Raw genomic sequence first — 21,376 nt, 5'->3', positions numbered from 1 at the left:
ATAGGCTATTGTGGTATTGGAGAATTTGTTTAATAATTTTTTAATAAAGGGCTTATTCGCTAAATAATTGCTCCGCTTGTGCGACTGAATCGGGTTTGCCAACATCTATGAACCGCGAACCGCTGTGGTCGAACCCTTTAATGGTATGGGTGGCGGCCAGTTCCAGGTAAGTATCAACGATGGAGAATTTTCCCTCGCGTTGTATAAGCGATAATAATTTTTTACTGATGACGTGTATGCCGCTGAAGGCTTTGGGTATGTAGGTTGTGGCAGCACGGGCGATCTTTTCTTCACCGGTCTTTGTATTGCGCCAGCCGCACAATGTATTGTCCTCGTCGAATAAAAAATAGCGCGACGTAGTGCGATTGGTTATTGCGAGTGTCGATAATGGATTGTGTTGTTGATGAAATGCGATGAGCTTGCCCAGATCGAGATCGGTAAGAATATCAACATTGATCACCAAAATGTTTTCTGCTGTAAAAAGCGGCGCTGCTTTTTTTATGCCACCGCCGGTTTCAAGCACCATGTCGGTTTCATCGCTGATGGTAATGGCGCTGCCATAGCCTTTGTTTTTTTCCAATGCGGTAACGATCTGGTCGGCAAAATGATGCACATTCACCACTACATTGGTTATACCGTATTGCTGCAGGTATTCAATATTGCGTTGCAATAAACTTTTACCATTGATAACGGCCAATGCCTTGGGGTGTTTGTCGGTCCATGGTTTGAACCGGGTTCCCAGGCCGGCGGCGAAGATCATTCCCCCCAACCCCCTAAAGGGGGAGTTGGAAGAAGTAGTGGATTGTGAATTGTTCATCATCGTGAATGTATGTTTAGCGCTTCGGCTTCCTGAAGTGATCCTGAGCGCAGTCGAAGGATCTCCATAAGCGCTGAGCGTAGTCGAAGCGTGAATTTATAACACAATATTCTGCACCAATGTGCTCTTATACGGGTAATCAGTATTAAAATGCAATCCACGGCTTTCTTTGCGGAAATGCGCACATTTTACGATCAGGTAGCCAACGGTGATCATATTGCGCAGTTCGCAGAGTTGGGGCGACAGGGCTGTTGTCTGGTACAGGGCTTCTGTTTCTTCCCATAACAGATCGAGGCGTTTGGCAGCGCGTTCCAACCTGATGTTGGTACGAACAATGCCCACGTAATCACTCATCACCTGTTGTAATTCTTTCAGGCTTTGGGTAATGAGGATCATTTCTTTTGGTTGCGAAGTACCGGTGGCTTTCCAGTCGGGCACAGCCTGGGCGTCAACACCATTGGTGTTAGCCTTTATCTTCTCTGCAGCATCAATAAAACAACGATGGGCAAATACCATGGCTTCCAGCAGCGAATTACTGGCCAGTCGATTGGCGCCGTGCAAACCGGTACTGGCGCATTCGCCGGCTGCATATAAATTTTTTATAGAAGTGCGTCCCCACTCATCGGTTTTAATACCACCACAACTGTAGTGCGCTGCTGGTGCTACAGGTATATATTGGGTGGCCACATCAATTCCAATAGACCGGCATTTTTCATATATGTTCGGAAAATGCTCAATGAATTTATCGTTGGGGATATGTGTAACGTCGAGGTATACGTGTTCCGTACCCGTGATCTTCATTTCACTATCTATAGCGCGGGCAACAATATCGCGGGGGGCCAGGTCTTTACGCGGATCGTACCGCTCCATAAACGCTTCCCCGTTCTTATTGCGCAAAATGCCGCCATCACCACGTACGGCTTCGGAAATTAAAAATGATTGTCCGCGAACACCGGGTTCATACAAGGCTGTAGGGTGAAATTGGATGAACTCCATATTCTCGATGCGTCCCTTGGCCCGGTATACCATGGCAATGCCATCGCCGGTTGCAATATTTGGGTTAGTGGTAGAGCGGTAAACCTGTCCGTTGCCGCCACTGGCCAATACCGTTATTTTGGCGAGCACCTTTTCCATCTGGTGGTTTTGCAGGTTCAATACGTACACGCCATAACACTCGATGTGTGGGGTAGATTTTGTAACCAGGTAACCCAGGTGGTGCTGGGTAAGCAGGTCAACTACAAAGCAGTGCTTTACTATTTCAATATTGGGAAAGCTATGGGCCGCTTCCAGCAGGGCGCGTTCCATTTCTTTCCCTGTAATATCTTTATGGTGCAGGATGCGAAATTCGCTGTGGCCGCCTTCTTTGCCGAGTTTATAATCGCCGTCCGATTCTTTATCGAACCGGGCGCCCCAGTCAATCAATTCCTGGATGCGGTCAACGCCTTCTTTAACCACAATTTCAACTACCTGTTTATTGCACAGGCCATCGCCGGCAACCAGGGTATCCTCAATATGTTTATCGAAGCTGTCTTTTTCAAAATCCGTTACGCCGGCAATACCGCCCTGGGCATATTTGGTATTGGTTTCATCTGCCTGCGTTTTAGTAATGACCAGCACTTTTTTATCAGGAAAACGTTGAGCTGCCTTGAGTGCAAAGGTCAATCCGGCAATACCGGAGCCGATAACGAGAAAATCAGTTTGCATATTATTGGGTTCCGAAACGTCAAACCTAGTTAAAAATGCTCATTAAACCAATGTTATGCGCTTTGCTTAGTATTGAATGGAGTAAGCAAACTTTTCGGGGGTTTCCAGTAACTCAAGCAGGTTGTATTTCATGGTTACTGTTTTTTTATCCTCCGATAATTTGATCATGGGGTTATCGGTCTTTTTTACAGCACGGGGTAATTTAATGGTAGTGGTATACAGGATCTCCATACCCGAACCGGTTAACTGTTTCATTTGCGCCATTTCGGGCCGCTCGGTAAGCGCTTTGTATTTTGCTGCGTTTACCTTTTTTTCGATGGAACCATTTTTTATAGTAACATCATAGATGCTGGCAAAGTCGCCCATGTCGGGGCCAGCAGGTGTGGCGGGTTGTTCCGCAGCGCCGTCTTTTTTGCCGAACATGTCTTTAAATAAACTGCTTATGCCGGTACCATTGCCGCCCTTACCGCTCATTAACTGCTGCAGGCTGTTTAAATTCCTGTAAGGGAAATTCATGTCCATTTTGAATATCTTTTCCTTGATATTCATTTGCAGCTTCATTTTACCATCTTTCATCAACTCTTTTTGTTCAGCAGTCAAATCCTTGGCTGAATCAAGCATGTTCTTCATGTAAATGGTAGTATCGTACACTTTATCCAATCCATCTTTTTTCAATTCTTCTTCACCGGCAAAGTTTTGCATCATATCTAAAAGTGCGCTCATATCCATTTTGGTAACATAAGATCCGCTGCCATCAGCTTTGATCTCAATTTCTTCGTTCACTTCATAACAACTAACAAAAAAAATACTGAGCGCTACGGTAAGGACATATTTGAAATACTTCTTCATTATTAAAGGTTATTTAAGGCAAGTTAATCGTTTTCAGCCACTCCCGCCTGATACCATACGGTAAAAGTTTGCGACCGGCTGGGCGCCAGCATTACCAGGCCCATTCCGTTGTTAAAGCAGTCTGGCGCGCCACTGAGGTTCTCAATGGCGATGCTTTTGCGGTGCGGGGGTGTATAAAGTTGCAAGTAGGGATACCGGTTGTTGGTGAAAATAGAAACATACACGCTGTTGCCGGGATTGTACAAAACGGCGCAGGGTCTTTGCTCAACTGGTTGCACTACAAAACAGTTATCCAGGTGCTGGCTGCCAATACGAGCGGGGTCAGAAAATGATTGATCCTGAATGAGTTTGCCGGTGGGCAACAGGCGGTCGTCGAACTCAACCATTGTATCAGTGCTTACCTGAAATTCATAATCATCTATTTGGCCACCCAGTTTAAAATAGGGATGCCAGCCGTCTGCCAGGGGAATGGGTTCCATATCCAGGTTCAAAATAGTGGTTTCTACCTGCAAAATATTTGTGGGGAGCAGCGTATACCTTACTTCACAAACATAATCGAAGGGGTAACCCGGGTCTTCCCGCTTAAAGTGATACCTGACCGCTACGGCTGCCAGGTGATCATCGGCAAATTCATCAACTATTTTAAAAGGTCTTTTATACAATAATCCGTGAATGGCATTGCCATCGGTAAATTTATTGGGGATCTCAAATTCTTCTTCTTCGATATTATATTTACCATCCCGCAGGCGGCAAACAAAAGGCGATAGTTTGCTGCTTTTAAAGGATACACCCAGTTCTTTCTCAATATTTTCCCGGCTTGAATAATTATCAATAATGTTCAGATGTTCACCCTCTACAAGGATCTCGAAGCTGTGTAAAAGCGCACCATATTCAGGTAGAATAGTGATGATTGTGTTTGTTGCATTATCTTGCAGCCTCACTAAGGAAAACCCATTTTGGGTGATGCGGGAAACGGTAAAACTCATAGTATCAATTTAGGTACAAAGAATAATTTTTAAAATTAAATCAATCTAACGATAGCAGCATGATCAAAAAATTGCAAAAGGCTTTCAGCGAACGTTTTAATAAGGAACCGATGATCATTGGCGCGCCGGGACGGGTTAACCTGATTGGGGAGCATACCGATTATAATAATGGTTTTGTGTTACCAGGAGCGGTTGATAAAAGGATTTATGTGGCCATTGCGCCAAATAATACCGATAAGGTTAATGTGTTTGCCAACCAGTTCAACGAATCATATTCATTTTCTATAAATGTTTCCGAGCCGCACCAGGGCTGGATGAACTATCTGCTGGGAGTGAGTTATCATATTCAACAGAAAGGGAAAAAAATTGGCGGGGTTGATGTGATCATTGATGGCGATATTCCCGTAGGCGCCGGTATGAGCTCTTCAGCTGCCTTATGCTCGGGATTCGGATTTGCATTGAATGAATTATTTCAATTAGGGCTGAGCCGGATGGAATTGGCGTTGATCGGTCAAAAAACCGAACATACGTTTGTTGGTTTGAAGTGTGGGATCATGGACCAGTTTGCCAGTTTGCACGGCAAAGCAGGCCATGTAATGAAGCTCGATTGCCGCAGCCTCGAATATGAATACATTCCCTTTAATTTTCCCGGTCATAAGATCGTGCTGGTAAACAGTATGGTAAGCCATTCACTGGCCAGCAGCGAATACAATGTACGCCGCCAGCAATGTGAAGAAGGCATTGCCATCTTGCAAAAGCATTACCCGAACGTAACTTCCTTGCGGGATATAGAACCAGCGCAATTGCTGCAACATAAAGAAGAACTGCCGCCGATCGTATTCGATCGATGTTCGTATGTAGTGTATGAGAAAGAAAGATTACTTAAAGGTTGTGAGGCGCTCACGAATAATGACCTGGCCACCTTCGGAAAAATGATGTTTGCCACGCACGAAGGGTTGAGCAAAAAATATTCAGTAAGCTGTACTGAGTTGGATTTCCTGGCGGAATTCGCCCAGCAAATTCCTGGCGTAGTGGGCGCTCGTATGATGGGTGGCGGATTTGGCGGCTGCACCATCAATATTGTTCAGGCCGAAGCTGTGGAACCATTCACACAAAAGATACAGGCGGCATTTAACGGGTTGTTTAAGCAAACGCCTGAAGTGTATGTTACGCAAATTGAAGACGGAGTGAAGATAATTAGCTAATATGCTAATGGAATACAAGCTTAATGGTTGGATTGCTTGATTGTTGAAGAACTATCAAACCATCTTCAGATATAAATTGGCACCAACCTCTTTTTATTACTGTTGCTTCTTACATTTTCCAGCGTTACCCCAATTTGAATTTCTGTCATATTCTTTTCGGGCTGCGCAAAATTTATATTTAAAAATACCTCCCGGCACTCATTCGTAACCGGTATGTGGTGTTCAGCCAGTCGCTCCATGATCTGTGCATGACTGCCCGGTAATTGTTCCCACGGACCTTCATGCGGGAAGGTGATGGCTTTAAAAAAGTCCAGCTCCCTGATCTTGAATTTCGATGAATGAAATGCCTTTCTGATGGGGACCGCTATTTCCAAAGTGAACTCTGTATCGGGATGCCCATCCATTCCGTAATAGATCCAATGCAGCGGGCCATTAATAAAACTCTTTCGGCCAGCCTCTGCGTATAATTCAGCCATTACCGGACCAAACTGATGTATTTGCGAAATGGTAGTTTGATGTATACTGCTTAACACCTTTAGCGGGGGATAAGTTTTGATATGATGCATATGGATTTTTATTTTGGAAGATGAATGTTTGATCCTGACCAGCTCAGACAAAATAGGTATATGTATTCAGAAGTAGGAAGTAAGAAGTATGAAGTAAGAAAAAAGAAGAACGAAATAAGAAGTATGAGGTATGAATTCGAAGTAGGAAAATTCCTGTTTTATATACTCATTATCCTTATTTTATCAGTTTTCGTAATACTTCTTACTTCCTACCTCTTACTTCGGCTCATTCTGCCTCTCGTGTCGTCCCTTCAAATTAGCCTCCTATTAAAGTAAACTACGCTAAAGCAACCTGCCCCCATGATTCCCAATCTTCCTTACTGGGACCATAAACACCAGGTACTTTTAAGCCGGCCATGCGCATGAGCACGGTCATCTGGCCCCGGTGGTGCGTTTGATGTATCAGCAATACGTATAGTGAAAAACCATTTGTCCAGTCGTCTCCGTACAGGTTATTTATTACATCCAGGTTGCTATCGTTCCAGTTACTGATAATAGCGCCTATAAGTTGATCGGAATTTTTTTTGTAATGTGTTACCAGGTCCTGTACAGTGGTATAAGTAATAAATTCCTCTTTGATCGGTAGTCCAAGTTTGCTGGGCAGTTCGGTAACTGTTTCAACAATGTGATTAGCCAGCCGGCCCAGAGTGCGTCCGCCGGGAATGGCCACCTGCAGGGATTCATCGGTAAGGCTGTTAAAGATCTTCAGGGTTGCTTCGGTTTCCCGGTTCCAACTGTCGAGAAAGTCGCTGATAGAACGTATCATCTGATTTGGTTTTAATGTTAAGATTATGGGACCAAAGTAACAGGCAGGTTGTGACAACAGTATGTCAGTAGCGGGTTAGAAAAATAGAAAAATTTTGGGGTAAGACCGGGAAAACGTAGAAGGCTGAATGCGATACGCAGAATGTAAAACGGCTGGTCTGAATATCAGGATGATTGAGTTTATTCGGTCTGCACCTATTTGGGGGGCAGCATTAAGCGTTAAGCATTTACGGGTAAATAATGCTGGCGGATCTCTTCAGACAGATCTCTCATGATCGTAACCAGGGCTTCGGGCGATTCAACGGTGACATGATGGGTATAGGTCAGGAGCCAGCGTCCAAAATATTCAAGGTGGGTCGTAACATAATACATGTACACGTAATCGTCTTTGGCTTCTTCGCGCACATAGCCATAATAATACTTTTGATTGCCTATATGACGGGCGGTGGTTTTATCGAACCTGACTACTACTTCCTGCAGCTCGGAGCTGCTTATCATCGATTCCATATATTCCCGCAAGGAGGGATGGGCATCGGCTTCAAAAGTTTTATCGAGTATTTGCAGGTGCTGAATGCGGCTGACCCTGAAATCGCGGTAGCCATTGCGCAGCTTGCACCAGCCGATCAAATGCCAGGCCTGGCCGTAATGGCACAGTCCGATGGGCTCCAAGGAACGCTCGGTCACTGCATCCTTGCCCGACTGATAACGAATATGAATTTCTTTTTTATCGCCTAATGCCTTTTGCAGTTCTACAAGGTAGCGACCAGCGGAATCATCTGCCGGCAGGCGACTAAAAACCGCAATGTTATCATTCAACTGGTCCATATGCTCCTTGTCGGAGGAGCGCAACACCGCCTTTATTTTGAACAAGGCCGCATTAAAATGTTTTTTAATTGATTCGTCCGACAGGTGTTCGGTGAGTTTGGCGCCCAACAGTAACGCGGAGGCTTCTTCCTGGGTAAACATCACCGGTGGCAGGCGGTATCCTTCCATAATGGTATAACCGCTACCCGCTTCGCCAATTACCGGCACGCCGCTTTCTTCCAATGCTTTAACATCGCGGTACACAGTACGTAAGCTGATATTAAAGCGATCGGCCACCTCCTGCGCAGTTACCCTTTTTTTACTTTGCAGGTGGGTGAGGATGGCATGAAGACGGTCAATTCTGTTCAATGAGGCTTTGTTATAAGTTATTAACTTTTGATACCTAACCTACAAGCTAGTGGTAAGTAGCTAGTGGCTAGTGGGCGGTTCTTAGTTTTTTAGTTCTTAGTTTTTAGTTTGGTAACCGTCAGTCGTCAATGTGAATCGGAACCCGGCAACAGCAAACTGCAATTGGTTTCCCCTACTCGCTACTCACCACTTACTACTCACTTATTTTTCAACCCACGCATTATTTTCCTTCAACAAATTAATCAATTCCTCAACAGCAATGGCGCTATCGACATTGCGTTTCACAATTTCTTTTCCTTTATATAATGTGATCTTACCAACGCCACTGCCCACGTAACCAAAATCGGCATCGGCCATTTCGCCGGGCCCGTTTACAATACAACCCATGATGGCGATCTTTACGCCTTTCAGGTGATGGGTCACCGAACGGATCTTGGCCGTGGTTTCCTGCAGATCGAACAAGGTGCGCCCGCACGAAGGACAGGAAATATATTCGGTTTTGGAAATACGGGTACGCGTGGCCTGTAATATGGAGAAGGATGTGTTATTAATGAACTGGTGATTGTTCTTTGTTTCGAGATAAGTGCGGCCGCTTACTTTCTGGTTCTGGATCTTTTCCGGTTCATTCATCAGCCAGATGCCGTCGCCCATACCATCGAGCAGCAAAGCACCGCTATCCGTTGAAAAATGGATCAATTGTTCATCGATCGTTGTATCGTTGCTTTCTACCGCCAGTATTACCGGACAGGCAATGCCCTGGTTCACCAGGTCACTGATGTAACGCCGTACCGATGGCATGGCATGCGGATGTGATGAATACAGGCACAAAACTACAGTTCTGTCTTTGCGAATGGCCTGTAATAATTCCTGCGATGCAGGGTCGTTTACATCAGCGGCCACAAAGTTCAGGATGCCCGAATGATCGGTACTTTTCAGGTATTCGGTCGATTGAAATAACGGATAATATTTTTCCTTATCGGTTACCTGCAACCAGGTAGCATGATCGCAAATGACTTTTAAGGTGCCGGGCAAGGCAAAGCCGAGTTGCTTCTTGGCGGTGTATATAAAATCGGCTGCCGCATCGGCAATAGTAAACTTATCGGTTTCGGTATTGTAGGTATACCCAATGGATTGCAGGTCTTCATGGCGAATGGTTTCCCCTTTCATGAAGTCGGCAATGACAACCGGTACCTGCTTGCCACCAATGTTTGAAACCGTGTTTGTATTTCGTCGTGTATATTCAAAAGGCGAGTATGGGATTTTTGTTAGGGCAGGAATTGTCCATTGACTATTGTCTATTGCCGATTGTCTATTGGTGTATCGTTTCACCAGGTCGCGACAAACGGGAATTTCAAATTCAGGGTCTTCGGTCAATGAAACGCGAATAGTATCGCCAAGGCCATCTTCGAGTAATGAACCAATACCAATGGCTGATTTAATTCTGCCATCTTCGCCATCGCCGGCTTCCGTTACACCCAGGTGCAAGGGATAACACTCGCCAAATTCATCCATCATTACGTTCACCAGCAACCGGTATGCCTGCACCATTACCTGCGGATTGCTGGCTTTCATGCTCAATACAATATTGTGATAGCTTTCATTACGGGCAATACGCAGAAATTCCATTGCGCTTTCTACCATGCCCATAGGCGTATCGCCATAGCGGCTCATAATGCGATCGCTGAGCGAACCGTGATTAGTGCCAATACGCATAGCAGTGCCATATTCTTTACAGATCTTTACCAGCGGTGTAAAGCGCTCACGAATGCGATCAATTTCTTCGGCATATTCCGCATCGGTATAATCGATCTGTTCAAACTTCTTTTTATCAACGTAATTACCGGGGTTCACGCGCACTTTTTCAATTATGCGGGCGGCTATTTCTGCCGCATTGGGGGTAAAATGAATATCGGCTACCAGGGGCGTTTTATAGCCCCTTTTGTGCAGCTCGTTCTTTATGACCAGTAAATTTTCCGCTTCTTTTTTGCTGGGTGCTGTAATACGAACCAGTTCGGCGCCGGCTTCAATACAACGGATACTTTGCTCAACGGTACCTATGGTATCCATGGTATCGGTAGTGGTCATGGTTTGCACGCGAATAGGGTTGAAGTTGCCCAGCAGCAAGTCACCAATCCGTACTTCACGGGTTGCCAGTCGTTTATATTCTGTTAATGAGTCGCAGTAAAGCTGCATTGTATTATTTGAGATTTATTATTTGAGATTGCCAATTTTAAGCAATCAAAAGGCTTGCAAAATTACAACAAAGTAGGTTGTAGTACATGTTAAGTAGGGAGGAAAGGTAAATGCTTAGTGCTGAACGCTTAAGGAGGGGGAATACAAGCTGAAAGCAGAGAAAATAGCTATATAAGCTTCAAGTCACAAGCTTAAGCCAAAAGCAGGAAGGTAAAGAATGAAATTAAATTCTGAGCCTTCGACTACGCTTGGTCTCTGGCAGATCCTTCGACTACGCTCAGGATCTAAACCCGGTAACCGGAAACTGGTAACAGGTAACAGCAAAATAAAACCCTGAAGCCTGTACCTGAAACTTGTAACCTGGTCTACCAATCCTTCTCAGGCTGTGATACTGAACGGGAGCGGTTCTGCTGTATTTTTCGCTGAACTTCCTGTTCCTTTTGCTCCAGCGATTTGAGGTATTGTTCAATCTTCTTTTTATCGAGCTTGTTGTTCTGCTGCTTTTTTTGCTGCTGTTTTTGCTGGGGTTGCTTTTGCTCCTGGCCCTGCGTTTGTTTCTTCAACTCCATTAATGCCTTTTGCAGGTTGAACCGGGCATCTTCATCAGTAGGGTCCAGCTTCAATGCATTTTTATAGGCCTGAATGCTTTCCAGCAGTTTCTTTTGTTTGGTTAAGGTTACGCCTTTATTGTAATACCCCTTTACTTTATAATTCTTTTCAGGTGTTTTCTCTATCAATTCATCGAACGACTTTTCTGCCTCCGGTAAATTACCGGTTCTGTAACGGGCATTGGCAAGATTATATCGGGCTACTGAACTACCGGGATTTTGTGTAATTGCTTTCTGGTATTCAGGCAATGCTTTGTCATATTGTCCCTGGTGATATTGTTTATTGCCTTCCCTTATTGCCCCATTCTCGTCCTGCGCTTTTACCAATGAAGGCAGCGCAATGAACAAAGGCATCAGCCCTAATATGTAGATTAATTTTTTCAAGCTGCTTTTAGTTTTCGTTCGGGCAAAAAGAATTCAATCATCAGGAATACAAAGGCAATAGCCAGGAACCATTGAAAATAGCTCTTGTAATCTCTGAAGGCATTATCATCGAGCGAAGTTGATTCAATGGTGCTTAACTGTTTTGTAATGGCATTCACTGCACCGTCTACGTCGTTCAACTTTACATACACGCCTTTGGTAGCAGCGGACAACTGCTGTAATTCTGCTTCGTTCAATCGCGATACCACGGTGTTGCCGGTCTCGTCTTTCTTGTATTCATTAGTGGCGGGGTCCATAATGGGCGCGCCTTCTGCCGAACCAATGCCAATGGTATTGATCATAACTCCGTCCTCGGCCAGTTGTTGTGCCAGGGGAACAGCCTGCGGATCATGGTCTTCACCATCTGAGATCAGGACAATTGATTTGAATTTTCTTTCCTTGCTATTGAATGCCGAATTACCGGCGCGTAATGCTTCTGAAATAATGGTGCCCTGCGTAGGCACTACTTCCGGACCAGCCTGCTGAATGTACATTCTGGCAGCGCCATGATCTGTTGTAAGTGGCATTTGCAAATAAGCTCTTCCCGCAAATAAAACAAGGCCAATCCGGTCGTTCGGTAACTGGTCCATTAATTTATAAACAAGCTGCCTGGCCCTTTCCAATCGATTGGGCTTTATATCTTCTGCCAGCATACTTTTACTTACGTCCATGGCAATCACCACATCTACGCCTTTGCGCTGAATATTGTCCATAGCGCCCGGTTTTTGCAGATTGGCAGCGGCGGCAATAATAGCTGCCAGGGCCAGCGCGAAGAACAGGAATTTAAGTAGAAAATTGGTAGGCGAATAATTTACAATAAGGGCTTGAACCAGTCGTTGGTCCCCGATCTTTCTGATAGTATTCTTTTTCCAGTACATGAGTTGGAAATAAAGGACTACCAGCAGGGGGATAGTGGCCAGGGCAATGAGGTACTCGGTATGTTGGAAACGGTAAGCCAATGTGCAAATGTGAAAATTTGAACATCCCGACAAGTCGGGACAAGTTATGCAAATGAAAAAACTATCAATTTGATTTTCAATAATTGCAAGAATTAAACCAAATTGATTTTCAATACAATTTAAGTATTAATCCAATCGGCTGATAGTTAAAGTACGTCGTATTATTAACAGTTTCAAAGCGTTATCAAACTGTTTAAGGAAAACAGCCATCACCGCAAGCCGTCATGTGCAGCAGGAAAGCTACGTCAATCCAAGCATAGCTGGCCGGTAATGTATTTGCACATTTTTGCATTTGCTAATTTTCTCATTATTTTTTCCCTTCAAAAAATCCATAATCTTTCAGGATAGCTTTCAGCAGGTTAATCCTGATATGCGCGAAATCGACATTTTTATCAGGCGATTCAACCTGTAATACAAAAAAGTAAGGGTGGCTGTTTTCTTCAATCCAGCCAATGAGCCAGCCGAGTTGATTGCCTTTTTCTGTCGTGTTCCAACCGGTCTTATAACTCAGCTTGTAGTTGGAATTGTTTTCCCACAGCATCATACTACGTACAATGCGCTGCGACCTTTTTTGAAAAGGCAACTGATCGAAATATAATTTCTTTACCAGCCCTAATTGTTCGTCGGCCGTTACTTTGGCGCTGTTATCAAGCCAAAACGTATCAAGGTTATTTTTTATTTTAAATGTATCGTACCGGTGTGCATAACCTAATGTATCCAGCCGCTTTTGCATTTCGGTCTGACCAATACGACGGGCCAGTTCCTGGTACCATGGCGGACAGGAAATACGAAAAGCGTCCCACATGGTCATATCGCGGTTGCATTCCGTACGTTGGCGTACTACGCTATCCCAGGGAATTATGCTGTTGGTATCTTTAACAATACCGGTTTCAATGCCGATCAGGGAGTTCACGATCTTGAAAGTAGAGGCCGGTGTATAAGCGCTATCACTAAAGCGGGGCAGGTTGTAAATGGTAAAACTTCCCTGTCCATTATCGAAAAGGCCAAAGCAGCCGGTCACTTTATATTGGTCGAAGTATTTTTTCAGGCTGTTATCTACTGTAACATTATTGGGTGAGCAGGCGGCCAGGGCGAGCGCTACAAGCAGGCAGCCAGAGATCCATTTAAGCATATCAGAAATTTGGGGCAAAAGTAAGGCAAATGACCAATGTGCTAATATGCTAATGTGCTAATGGAATGTGCAAATTAGCAAATGTGAAAATGAGCAAATGAGGAAAGCTGCAAGCAAAATACAGAAACGATAACAGGAAAACGGAAACCCAACTAGGTGGGGCATCTGGCATCCTGCAAATTATTTCGGCATCCCATATTTATTGATGAGCGCCAGCAACACCCCGTTCGTCCAGCCGAAACCATCCTGTGAAGGATATTCGCCGCCGCCGGCCTCAAGGTTCAGGTCAACCACATTGTATTTTTCCATGAGCTTGCCGGTCCTTTTAAACACATCTACGTTCAGCTTTACCCATCGCTCGGCTATATCGCGGGCCAGTTCCCGTTGGCCGCAGCGATCGAGCCCCCAAATGGTCATCCATTCAAGGGGCGCCCAGCCGTTGGGTGCATCCCACTGCTGGCCGGTAGTAAAGGGGGAGGCGGTAATTCCGCCGGGTTGTAATAATTTTGTTTTTACCTGTTCAGCAGCCTGCCGGGCCAGCAAACTCATATAATCCAGTTGTTTGGTGAACACGCAGAACGGGTACATGCCTGCCGGGGTTACGATATCCGTCACCTTCCGGGTCCTGAAATTATAATCGGTATAATACTTCAGGTTTTTGTTCCAGCAGTATTTATCAATGGCTATTCTTCTTCTCTCCGCTTTGCGGGTATAATCGGCCGATGCCGTGTTATCATGTGCAATGAACTTGGCTTTTGCCAACACATTTTCCAACGCGTATAACAAGCTGTTCAGGTCAACCGGCACTTTATCGGTAACACTAATGGTAGTGAGATTTTTTTTGTCTCTGAACCAGCGACTGCTGAAGTCGATGCCGCTTTCTGCACCGGCACGCAGGTTGGTGTACATTTCTTTTTTGTCTCTTCCCGACTTTTGCGCTGTTTCTACATCTTCTTTATAGCTTTCCTGCCGTGGAAAAGGATAATCATCCCAATAGCGGTTCATCACCGTGCTGTCATTTACCTTAACCACCCGTTTGATGGCCTGTCCGGTTTTTAATTTGGCCGAGCCTTCCATCCAGAACTCGTATTCTTTCTCCAGCGCAGGCATAAACGTTAGGTAGGTGCTGTCGCCTTTAATATCGGCCAGCAATTCTACCATTAAGGCAAAGAACGGCGGTTGCGAGCGGCTGAGGTAATAACTTCTGTTGCCATTGGGAATATGGCCATAGATGTCGATCATCCAGGCAAAGTTCTTCACCATGTTCTCGATCATTTCGCCTTCACCGCTTGCCAGCAAACCTAACATGGTAAAGTAAGAATCCCAGTAGTACACTTCGCGAAAGCGGCCACCGGGTACTATATACGGATTTGGCAATGCCAGTAAAGAGCTGCCGATAACAATAGTATCAGGGTCACGGCGCAATACGCCCCACAGGTTCCTGATGTGAGTCACCACATCTTTTTCCTTGGTAATATAATTGAGCTGCGGCGTTTGCGGCAGCTCAAAATTGTTCTCTACAAATTGTTTCAGGTCGAATTTGGCCGTGCCTTTCTGCTGATTATAATCAGCAACAATGTTTTTCGGATTTCTTTTAGGAACACAATCAACAAAAGTTTTTCCATCAGCAAACACTTTGCTTAACTGCACATCGCGAAATAGAGCGCCATAAATTTTATCGGGTGTTGCCGGCGGTTGAGCAATCGTGCAAACAAACTGCCAGCTAATCAGCAGGCACAGGATCAGTTTTTTCATCTGACAATATTATTTTGCTTTTGGCCAGATGGATCTTGCCATTCCCGATGCAGTGGGATGGACGATTCATCCTTTTAACTTTTTATTTACTACGGGTTAATCCGGAATCAAATGTAGTAAATAAAAAACGTCCCGATAGAAATCGGGACGGTGACGTTTGACTTACTATTTATGCTCTCAAGAAAAAGATTGGTCGTTTTTAGTCTCCGGCGCCATCTGTTTTTGCCCGTGTTACGGCATAGTTGCCTATTTTTTTACCGGTCTCTAAGCCTACTTCACAATCGGCGCGATAATGTATCCCCGCCAGCATTCTCGATAAGGATGCTTCTTTTGCCATTTCATCGTATGCAGTTGTCCGGTCGGGTACTAAATAAGATAGAATGGTGGCAGCCGCACCACTGAATGTGGAGTGACCTGAAATGTAAGACGGGAAATTAGGAACGCCGGTGAGGGTTTTTATTTTCGGGTTCATTTGCGAAGGTCGTGGGTTAAAATAATAATACTTGGTATCCCAGCATACAATGGCAGCGTCCATCAGCGACATATTCAATAAAGCCATGTTGCGGGCCCAGCGCACTTCACTGTAATTCTTTTTAATGAAGTCTTCCGCGGCAATGGCGTCCCAGTGACCGGGCGGGGTAGACGTACCTACGCCATCGGCCCAATAGTGTACAATGCGGTAATGTTCACGCGTATCGTCTTTTATGTAACTATATATTTCTTCGGTCTCATCTTTCATTTTAGTGCTGGCGGTGAGTGGTGGTGGCCCGGGGCGCAGTGAAATAGCCGTTAATGAATCGAATAGAAAAGCTTTTACTTTTCCAAACATAGGCAGCATGGGCGGGCGTTTGGGAGTTTCAAGACTATACCAGGGTATTTCGCCGCGGGCAATACAATCGGTTTCCAGTTTTGTCCAATCTGTTTGCGTACCGGCTGCTGCACCTGCGCGATCGCCACGGGCGCGGGTCACAAATTTCTGCGCTACTGCTTTGCCCAACGCTTCACCGGCTTCTATATCGCTGCGTACATTGGCGCCGGCAATAATACGGGCTCGTTTATGTGCTTCCGCTTTTAGCTGTATATAATCCTGGTCGCCGGGAAACAACAGCTTCAGCATTTCCACGGCTGCACCTACTACCACTGCATCTTCTGAAGGATAAGAAGGCAGGTCAGATTGTGGTACCAGCGTATTGATAGTCGCGTCTACTTTATAAGGCGCAGGCCGGTTGTATAATTTTTTATAATAGAAAGCGGCCACCAGGGCATCGTACTGGGCGGCGCTTACATATGCATAGGCACGGGCGGCGTATGGCGGATTGGCAAACGGGAATTGCGGATAGGCCAACGGGTTATTGGCGCTTGGAAATGGGTAGGTGCCATCCGCGTTCTGATAAGGCGGCAGGTTGTGTTTGGCCACCAGTTCGCGTAGTATTTCATTCCAGCGCAATACGGCTCCGGCGCTCCAGTATTTTACGTTATCTTTTTCCTCATCGGTTAATGATGCCTGCCAGCTTTTGATCTCATTCATCTGCGCAATATATTCAGGCGTGGTGGTAGCTATGGGCGTTGCCACTGAAAATTCATTGGCCGATGTTAATAAAATGGGTTTCCAGGCACCCGCGTCAAGATCTGTTTTGGCGGGCGTTAGTGCCGGCAGGTTATCGGTGCGGCCCGTTATTTTTTTTGAACAGGCGAAGGGGATGATGGCCGCACAAATTACCAGCAGCGGTATAATAATGTATAATAACTTTTTCATGGCGTTTGTTTTTTGGGCGTTGCAGAAGTTGATTTCTTTTTATTGAAGTCGAGTATGTAAAACAGACCGCCGCTTATAGTGGTGGCCTGGCCCATGTTCCGCCCGGCAACAACATAATTTCCGGTGCCGATCAGGGAGAGACCGCGAATAGCATTTAATTCGTATTTCACATAGATCCCCAACCGCGTAGCATTCATTTCGTTGCTGGGAAAAGGCATGTTGTTGCGGGTGATATCGAAGCCGCCCAGGGTAGTTTGGTTATCGACAAAAGCATCTGCTATCAAATTTTTATAGCGATAGCCGGTTCGCACATTGAACGTTAACACATCGGGCATTTCTACTTCATTGGTGTAATGCATTTCAGTGGTGTAGTACGCATCACGGTCTATTTTGATATTACTCCTGAACATATAAGTGCCTGATGCGGTAACATAGAATTTTCCCACCTGGTAATCGCCCATGGCCCGCAACGAAAGGGTTTTACTGCGTAAGCCAATAGATACAGGCAGAAAGTCGGCCACATAATTTGACAATGGAGCCGATACGCCCGCAATGGCGTACAAAGAAAGGTCGCCTTTGCCGATTGTTTTTTCGTAAGGCATCCACTTTAACCATAGTGAGCCATCCTGGATACCATTCTGACCGTGCAGGGTACCCGCTGAGGCTTTGGTGGTTACGTACGGCACGCCAAACAGTATATTCAATTTATCACTCAATCCATAGTTTCCCATAAAGGCCACCATTTGCGTGGAAACGGTGCCCAGGTTCAGGTTCTCCCTTTTCAGGGTGCCTTCCCAGTAATTTTTCCAACTGCTATAGCCATACATGCCGCCCGCACAGAAATTGTTTTTTTTCATCATGATAGCATCAAACTCGGTTTGGGCTGTAGCGGTAAACATTCCTGCTGTCAGCAGGAGAAGGAGTATGCTGTACTGCAAACAGGCCTTCCAACATTGTGTCATAAACAGTAAGTTTTGAAAGAGCCGAAAGCCGAAGCATGAAAGTAGCTGACCGGCTTTCGGGTCTGGTTAAAATTTAAATGCGCAACCAACATTTATCAGGTAATCGGCGAAGGCCGCATCGCCTTTGGCATATACGCCGGTAGCGGCTGTTTTTAATTTATCGGCATTACTTTGCACGCGGTTCCGTTTAACAGCAAATGGGCCGTATGCATACAGGGTAGCATTTTTAAATTGATAATTTACCCCTGGTTCAATAGAGATTATATAACCAGGCCGGCGAAAGCCCATACTGCCACCGATCACATCTTTTGACGGCTGTGCTTCATCGCGAATACCGGCAGAGAAAGTGAATTTATTAATGGTTAAACTGGCGCCGGCACGGATCATCATCTGGTCGGGCACACTCATTACGGTAGTGCCATATTTAACCGCATCGGAAGATGGCGTTCCGCCGCGGGCAGTAGATACGCCATTTTGTTCGCGGGGGTTGAACAGGTAATAAAAGTTACCATAAAAGCCAATCATAGAGTTAATGTTATAATAAGCATTTATTTCGGTAGTGAATCCGGTTCCGCCATCACCTAATTGTATAGACTGATCCACATATCCTAATAATCTGGTAGAGTCGTTTTTAATAAAGAAATCCTGGTAGCGATAGTCACCGGTTGGCAATTTAAGACCCAGGCCAAACTGGATGTTCCAGTTTTTCATTTTAGATGGCTCAAACAGCCAACGGTACGCAGCTATCCGGATATCGCCTACGCCAAATGAACGGGTATAATGCCTGGCGTTTTTAGCGTTATTGCCACCGTGCTCGTACATTGATGAACGTGCATTGTTAACAATGGGAACGTCCAGGGTCATAGACCAGCCCTTACCCAAATTGCGGGTAAGCGCAAGGTCCAGTGTATATGAGTAGTTAATTACTTCGGTTCCACGTTCCAGCCTTTCTTTTTGTTCTTCTGTACCTACAAAATGGCGGAAAGATTTGAAGTACCGGTTGCTGATCGACAGCATCCATTTGTTGGCGTCATGATTCATAGCCTGATCGCGGGTGCAAAAACCGCCGGTGCTGCGAATAGCTACACAGCCTTGTGTCTTTGCCTGATGTGATAATAACAAGTACAAAACCGATGCAACGAGAAACTTCTTCATAATAGTTGTTTTGGTGTAATGTGGATGTTTTATTATTTACTTGCGAGCAGTTCTTTTCGCATCTTAAGCTTGGTTATAACATAATTTCCGACGTTAATGCCTTGCTCCCGGGCTACGAATATAGAAGGACGATAGTGAATGCCTCCATAAAAGCGGCTCATACCTGCTTCGTCTGCAGCTTGCCTGGGCGTTTGAAAGCTTCTGTCGGGCAATCCCCAGGCACGTTCAGTACTGTCCCTGAAAGGTGTTTGTGCGCCGTAAATATGTTCTAACACGGTGGCTGCGGCTGTTGAAATAATGGAGTGACCGCTTGTATATTCCGGAAAAGGTGGGGTTTGCAGGAATGGTTTCCAGTTGGGATCAATGTATTTATTGATCATTGTTTCCGGACGGATAAGGTTAAAAGTGTATTTGGCATCCCAGCAGGCAATAAATGCATCCATTACCGCAAAGGAAACCGTTGCGAAGGAGTAAACTGTTTTATTGAAGTCGGCTTTTTCGTTTTGTGAAATGATACCGGTGATGCCCATCCAGTGGCCGCCGGGGGTCATGGCCTTGGTGGCATACATCGTATGCCCTACCACGTTTAATTTAAACCCATTGCAATCCCAGAAACTGGCAATGGCTTTTTGTTCTTCCGTTAAATTAACAACGGTGTCCTGTACTTCTTTGGCCATTTTATAAAATGAACAGGTGGCGTCTTTGCCAAAAACACAAGGGGGCGGGGGTGCAAACTGGTTGCAGCTATCCAATGCAATGGTGCGAATGGTTTTCCAGTGCGGTTCTACTGCCTGGAAATATCCGGGCGGGGTAGGCACCCATTTTCCTTCATCACTCGGCACGGTGTATTTGGCAGCAGAACGGGTTTGTGCATAATTGTCTTTTTTGCTCCAGGCAAGTACGGCTTTCCCAACGGCAGCGCCATATGCTTCGGAGTTTTGCTTCATACCGGCCGGCATTCCATGGTCTTGTGCCAGCATTTTCAACGAGTCAACAATTTTATCGGTCAGATCTTTTGAAAATGTCAGTGTTTTGCCTACTTCCATAAAAGCCATAAGGGCCGCGTATGGATAGTCGATCGCTTTGCCGGCTTCTGGTGTGGGTACTTCTGAAAAACCTTTTAACTGGCCTTTCAACGAAGTGTAGCTGCTATCGCCCCGCACAGCGGCTTCGTAAGCGGCCAGGTGTGAATAGGCATAGATCCGGCTGGCTACGGGCGGCGAGAAAATATCGTAGGTAATAACATCTGTTAACTGGCCGGTTACCTTACTATACAATACAGGATCATGAAGTACCTGCTGGTAGTCTGCAGCACGTTGTGTGCAGGAGGCTGCTCCTACCATAATGATAGCAAACAATAATGCACGCATGATATAGCTCGATTATTAATGAATCAAAAAATGCATGAACGACAGGCTATAGTTTTCCCATAAAATCAATTGCTATTAGCAACATTTGGGAGGTGGGGCAGGCGTTGTAGTGGATGGAGAAGCAGGTATAACGGTGGCATAGGAAACATAATGGTGATGCAGAACAACCAATGCTTCCAATTGCCAGTTATTTTGTTGATGTTGCCAGTATTCGGTTACCGGGTTCTTGATGGAATGCCCCGGTGCAGAGCTTTTATTGTCGGAAGAATTTTGCAGATCGTTAACCAGTTTGAAGAATTCATCGCGGGCATTCTGTAACCGCATCCTGTTTTCGTTAGGCAAACATAACAGCACGAGTTCGCCGTTGGCTACTTTACGCTTTACATATTTATAGTGAATGCCATTGAAGGTGATTTCGCCATCGTATCGTTCAAAATCAGAGGAAATGTTTTGATATGGCATGTTGAGCGGAACGCGAATTTCTATAAGGCTGGCTTCATTGTATTGATCCTGATCGAGTTGTGATTCCAATTGAATATCGGCCCGGTCTTGCAGATAATCTGACAGCAGCCGGTATCCAAACCAGTTAAACAGGAAGATGGAAAGCAGCAATATGGCAGCAGCTCGCTTCATCCGTGATACAATCGCTTTGAGTTACCACAAAATAAGACAATTCGGAGTATGAAAATGCTGTTAGCCAAAATAATTTAGCTGTGTTTTGGTTACGAAAGCAGTTTAAGACTATAAGTATAAGTGCATGATAAAAGCGTTTTTGTAACCAAAAGACGGCGCATTTAATAAAAGGGCCATTTGACGGCGAGGCTTTCCGTTAGGTTGTGGTTTGGTTACCTTTACCTTTTCTTTACCCCTGTATACCACCCCTGTTACCTTTCCCTTATACCTCCTCTATACCTGACTTACCTTTTGTTTACCGGTTAGGTAAGAAAAGGGTAAATAAGAAGTAAGGCAGATATAGGGAAAATATAAACATCAGGTAA

General features: G+C 45.2%; 18 protein-coding genes. 1 reads left to right on the top strand and 17 read right to left on the bottom strand.

Features of this window, described 5'->3' with window-relative positions; all coding sequences use genetic code 11:
• Nucleotides 1-52 precede the first annotated feature (52 nt).
• The 4 genes from FAM09_RS05740 to FAM09_RS05725 form a co-directional block, all read right to left on the bottom strand.
• Nucleotides 53-820 (bottom strand): nucleotidyltransferase family protein, encoded by a 768-nt coding sequence (locus FAM09_RS05740; RefSeq protein ID WP_208025485.1) that lies wholly within the window; start codon nt 818-820, stop codon nt 53-55.
• 93 nt (nt 821-913) lie between these two features.
• On the bottom strand, nt 914-2,521 hold the full coding sequence (gene nadB / locus FAM09_RS05735) for an L-aspartate oxidase (protein ID WP_136576086.1): 1,608 nt from the start codon (nt 2,519-2,521) through the stop codon (nt 914-916).
• Between the two features lie 66 nt (nt 2,522-2,587).
• On the bottom strand, nt 2,588-3,370 hold the full coding sequence (locus FAM09_RS05730) for a hypothetical protein (RefSeq protein ID WP_136576085.1): 783 nt from the start codon (nt 3,368-3,370) through the stop codon (nt 2,588-2,590).
• Between the two features lie 23 nt (nt 3,371-3,393).
• A complete protein-coding gene (locus tag FAM09_RS05725; RefSeq protein ID WP_136576084.1) occupies nt 3,394-4,356 on the bottom strand; it encodes an aldose 1-epimerase in 963 nt (320 codons plus the stop codon).
• Between the two features lie 59 nt (nt 4,357-4,415).
• Between FAM09_RS05725 and galK the strand changes: the two genes are divergently transcribed.
• Nucleotides 4,416-5,561 carry a galactokinase gene (gene galK / locus FAM09_RS05720; RefSeq protein WP_136576083.1) on the top strand — a complete coding sequence of 382 codons (1,146 nt, stop codon included), beginning with the start codon at nt 4,416-4,418 and terminating at the stop codon, nt 5,559-5,561.
• A 65-nt stretch (nt 5,562-5,626) separates the two neighbouring features.
• Here galK and FAM09_RS05715 read toward each other — a convergent pair whose 3' ends face one another.
• From FAM09_RS05715 to FAM09_RS05655, 13 genes are all read right to left on the bottom strand, one after another.
• Complete coding sequence (locus FAM09_RS05715; RefSeq protein ID WP_136576082.1) at nt 5,627-6,127, bottom strand: GyrI-like domain-containing protein; 501 nt, start codon at nt 6,125-6,127, stop codon at nt 5,627-5,629.
• 277 nt (nt 6,128-6,404) lie between these two features.
• Nucleotides 6,405-6,893: a DinB family protein gene (locus FAM09_RS05710; RefSeq protein ID WP_136576081.1), complete on the bottom strand. Its 489-nt coding sequence runs from the start codon at nt 6,891-6,893 to the stop codon at nt 6,405-6,407.
• A gap of 218 nt (nt 6,894-7,111) precedes the next feature.
• Nucleotides 7,112-8,065: a helix-turn-helix transcriptional regulator gene (locus FAM09_RS05705; RefSeq protein WP_136576080.1), complete on the bottom strand. Its 954-nt coding sequence runs from the start codon at nt 8,063-8,065 to the stop codon at nt 7,112-7,114.
• 201 nt (nt 8,066-8,266) lie between these two features.
• Nucleotides 8,267-10,258 (bottom strand): (E)-4-hydroxy-3-methylbut-2-enyl-diphosphate synthase, encoded by a 1,992-nt coding sequence (gene ispG / locus FAM09_RS05700; protein WP_136576079.1) that lies wholly within the window; start codon nt 10,256-10,258, stop codon nt 8,267-8,269.
• 365 nt (nt 10,259-10,623) lie between these two features.
• Entirely contained in the window at nt 10,624-11,250 is a 627-nt protein-coding gene (locus tag FAM09_RS05695; protein ID WP_136576078.1) for a tetratricopeptide repeat protein, read from the bottom strand.
• On the bottom strand, nt 11,247-12,248 hold the full coding sequence (locus tag FAM09_RS05690) for a VWA domain-containing protein (RefSeq protein ID WP_136576077.1): 1,002 nt from the start codon (nt 12,246-12,248) through the stop codon (nt 11,247-11,249). The genes FAM09_RS05695 and FAM09_RS05690 overlap by 4 nt, the downstream gene beginning before the upstream one ends.
• A gap of 307 nt (nt 12,249-12,555) precedes the next feature.
• Nucleotides 12,556-13,380 carry a penicillin-binding transpeptidase domain-containing protein gene (locus tag FAM09_RS05685; protein ID WP_136576076.1) on the bottom strand — a complete coding sequence of 275 codons (825 nt, stop codon included), beginning with the start codon at nt 13,378-13,380 and terminating at the stop codon, nt 12,556-12,558.
• A gap of 180 nt (nt 13,381-13,560) precedes the next feature.
• Nucleotides 13,561-15,135, bottom strand: a complete 1,575-nt coding sequence (gene treF / locus FAM09_RS05680) for an alpha,alpha-trehalase TreF (protein ID WP_136576075.1) — start codon at nt 15,133-15,135, stop codon at nt 13,561-13,563.
• Between the two features lie 199 nt (nt 15,136-15,334).
• On the bottom strand, nt 15,335-16,891 hold the full coding sequence (locus FAM09_RS05675) for a phosphatase PAP2 family protein (protein WP_136576074.1): 1,557 nt from the start codon (nt 16,889-16,891) through the stop codon (nt 15,335-15,337).
• On the bottom strand, nt 16,888-17,853 hold the full coding sequence (locus FAM09_RS05670) for a hypothetical protein (RefSeq protein WP_136576073.1): 966 nt from the start codon (nt 17,851-17,853) through the stop codon (nt 16,888-16,890). The genes FAM09_RS05675 and FAM09_RS05670 overlap by 4 nt, the downstream gene beginning before the upstream one ends.
• Before the next feature lie 66 nt (nt 17,854-17,919).
• Nucleotides 17,920-19,008 (bottom strand): transporter, encoded by a 1,089-nt coding sequence (locus FAM09_RS05665; protein WP_136576072.1) that lies wholly within the window; start codon nt 19,006-19,008, stop codon nt 17,920-17,922.
• A gap of 32 nt (nt 19,009-19,040) precedes the next feature.
• Nucleotides 19,041-20,378: a vanadium-dependent haloperoxidase gene (locus FAM09_RS05660; protein ID WP_136576071.1), complete on the bottom strand. Its 1,338-nt coding sequence runs from the start codon at nt 20,376-20,378 to the stop codon at nt 19,041-19,043.
• Between the two features lie 75 nt (nt 20,379-20,453).
• A complete protein-coding gene (locus FAM09_RS05655) occupies nt 20,454-21,011 on the bottom strand; it encodes a hypothetical protein (protein WP_136576070.1) in 558 nt (185 codons plus the stop codon).
• Between the last annotated feature and the right edge of the window lie 365 nt (nt 21,012-21,376).

The sequence above is a fragment of the Niastella caeni genome (assembly GCF_004834005.1).
In the GTDB taxonomy this organism is placed as follows: domain Bacteria; phylum Bacteroidota; class Bacteroidia; order Chitinophagales; family Chitinophagaceae; genus Niastella; species Niastella caeni.
The sequence above is the reverse complement of the archived record's forward strand: the minus strand, read 5'-3'. Positions and strand labels throughout refer to the sequence as shown.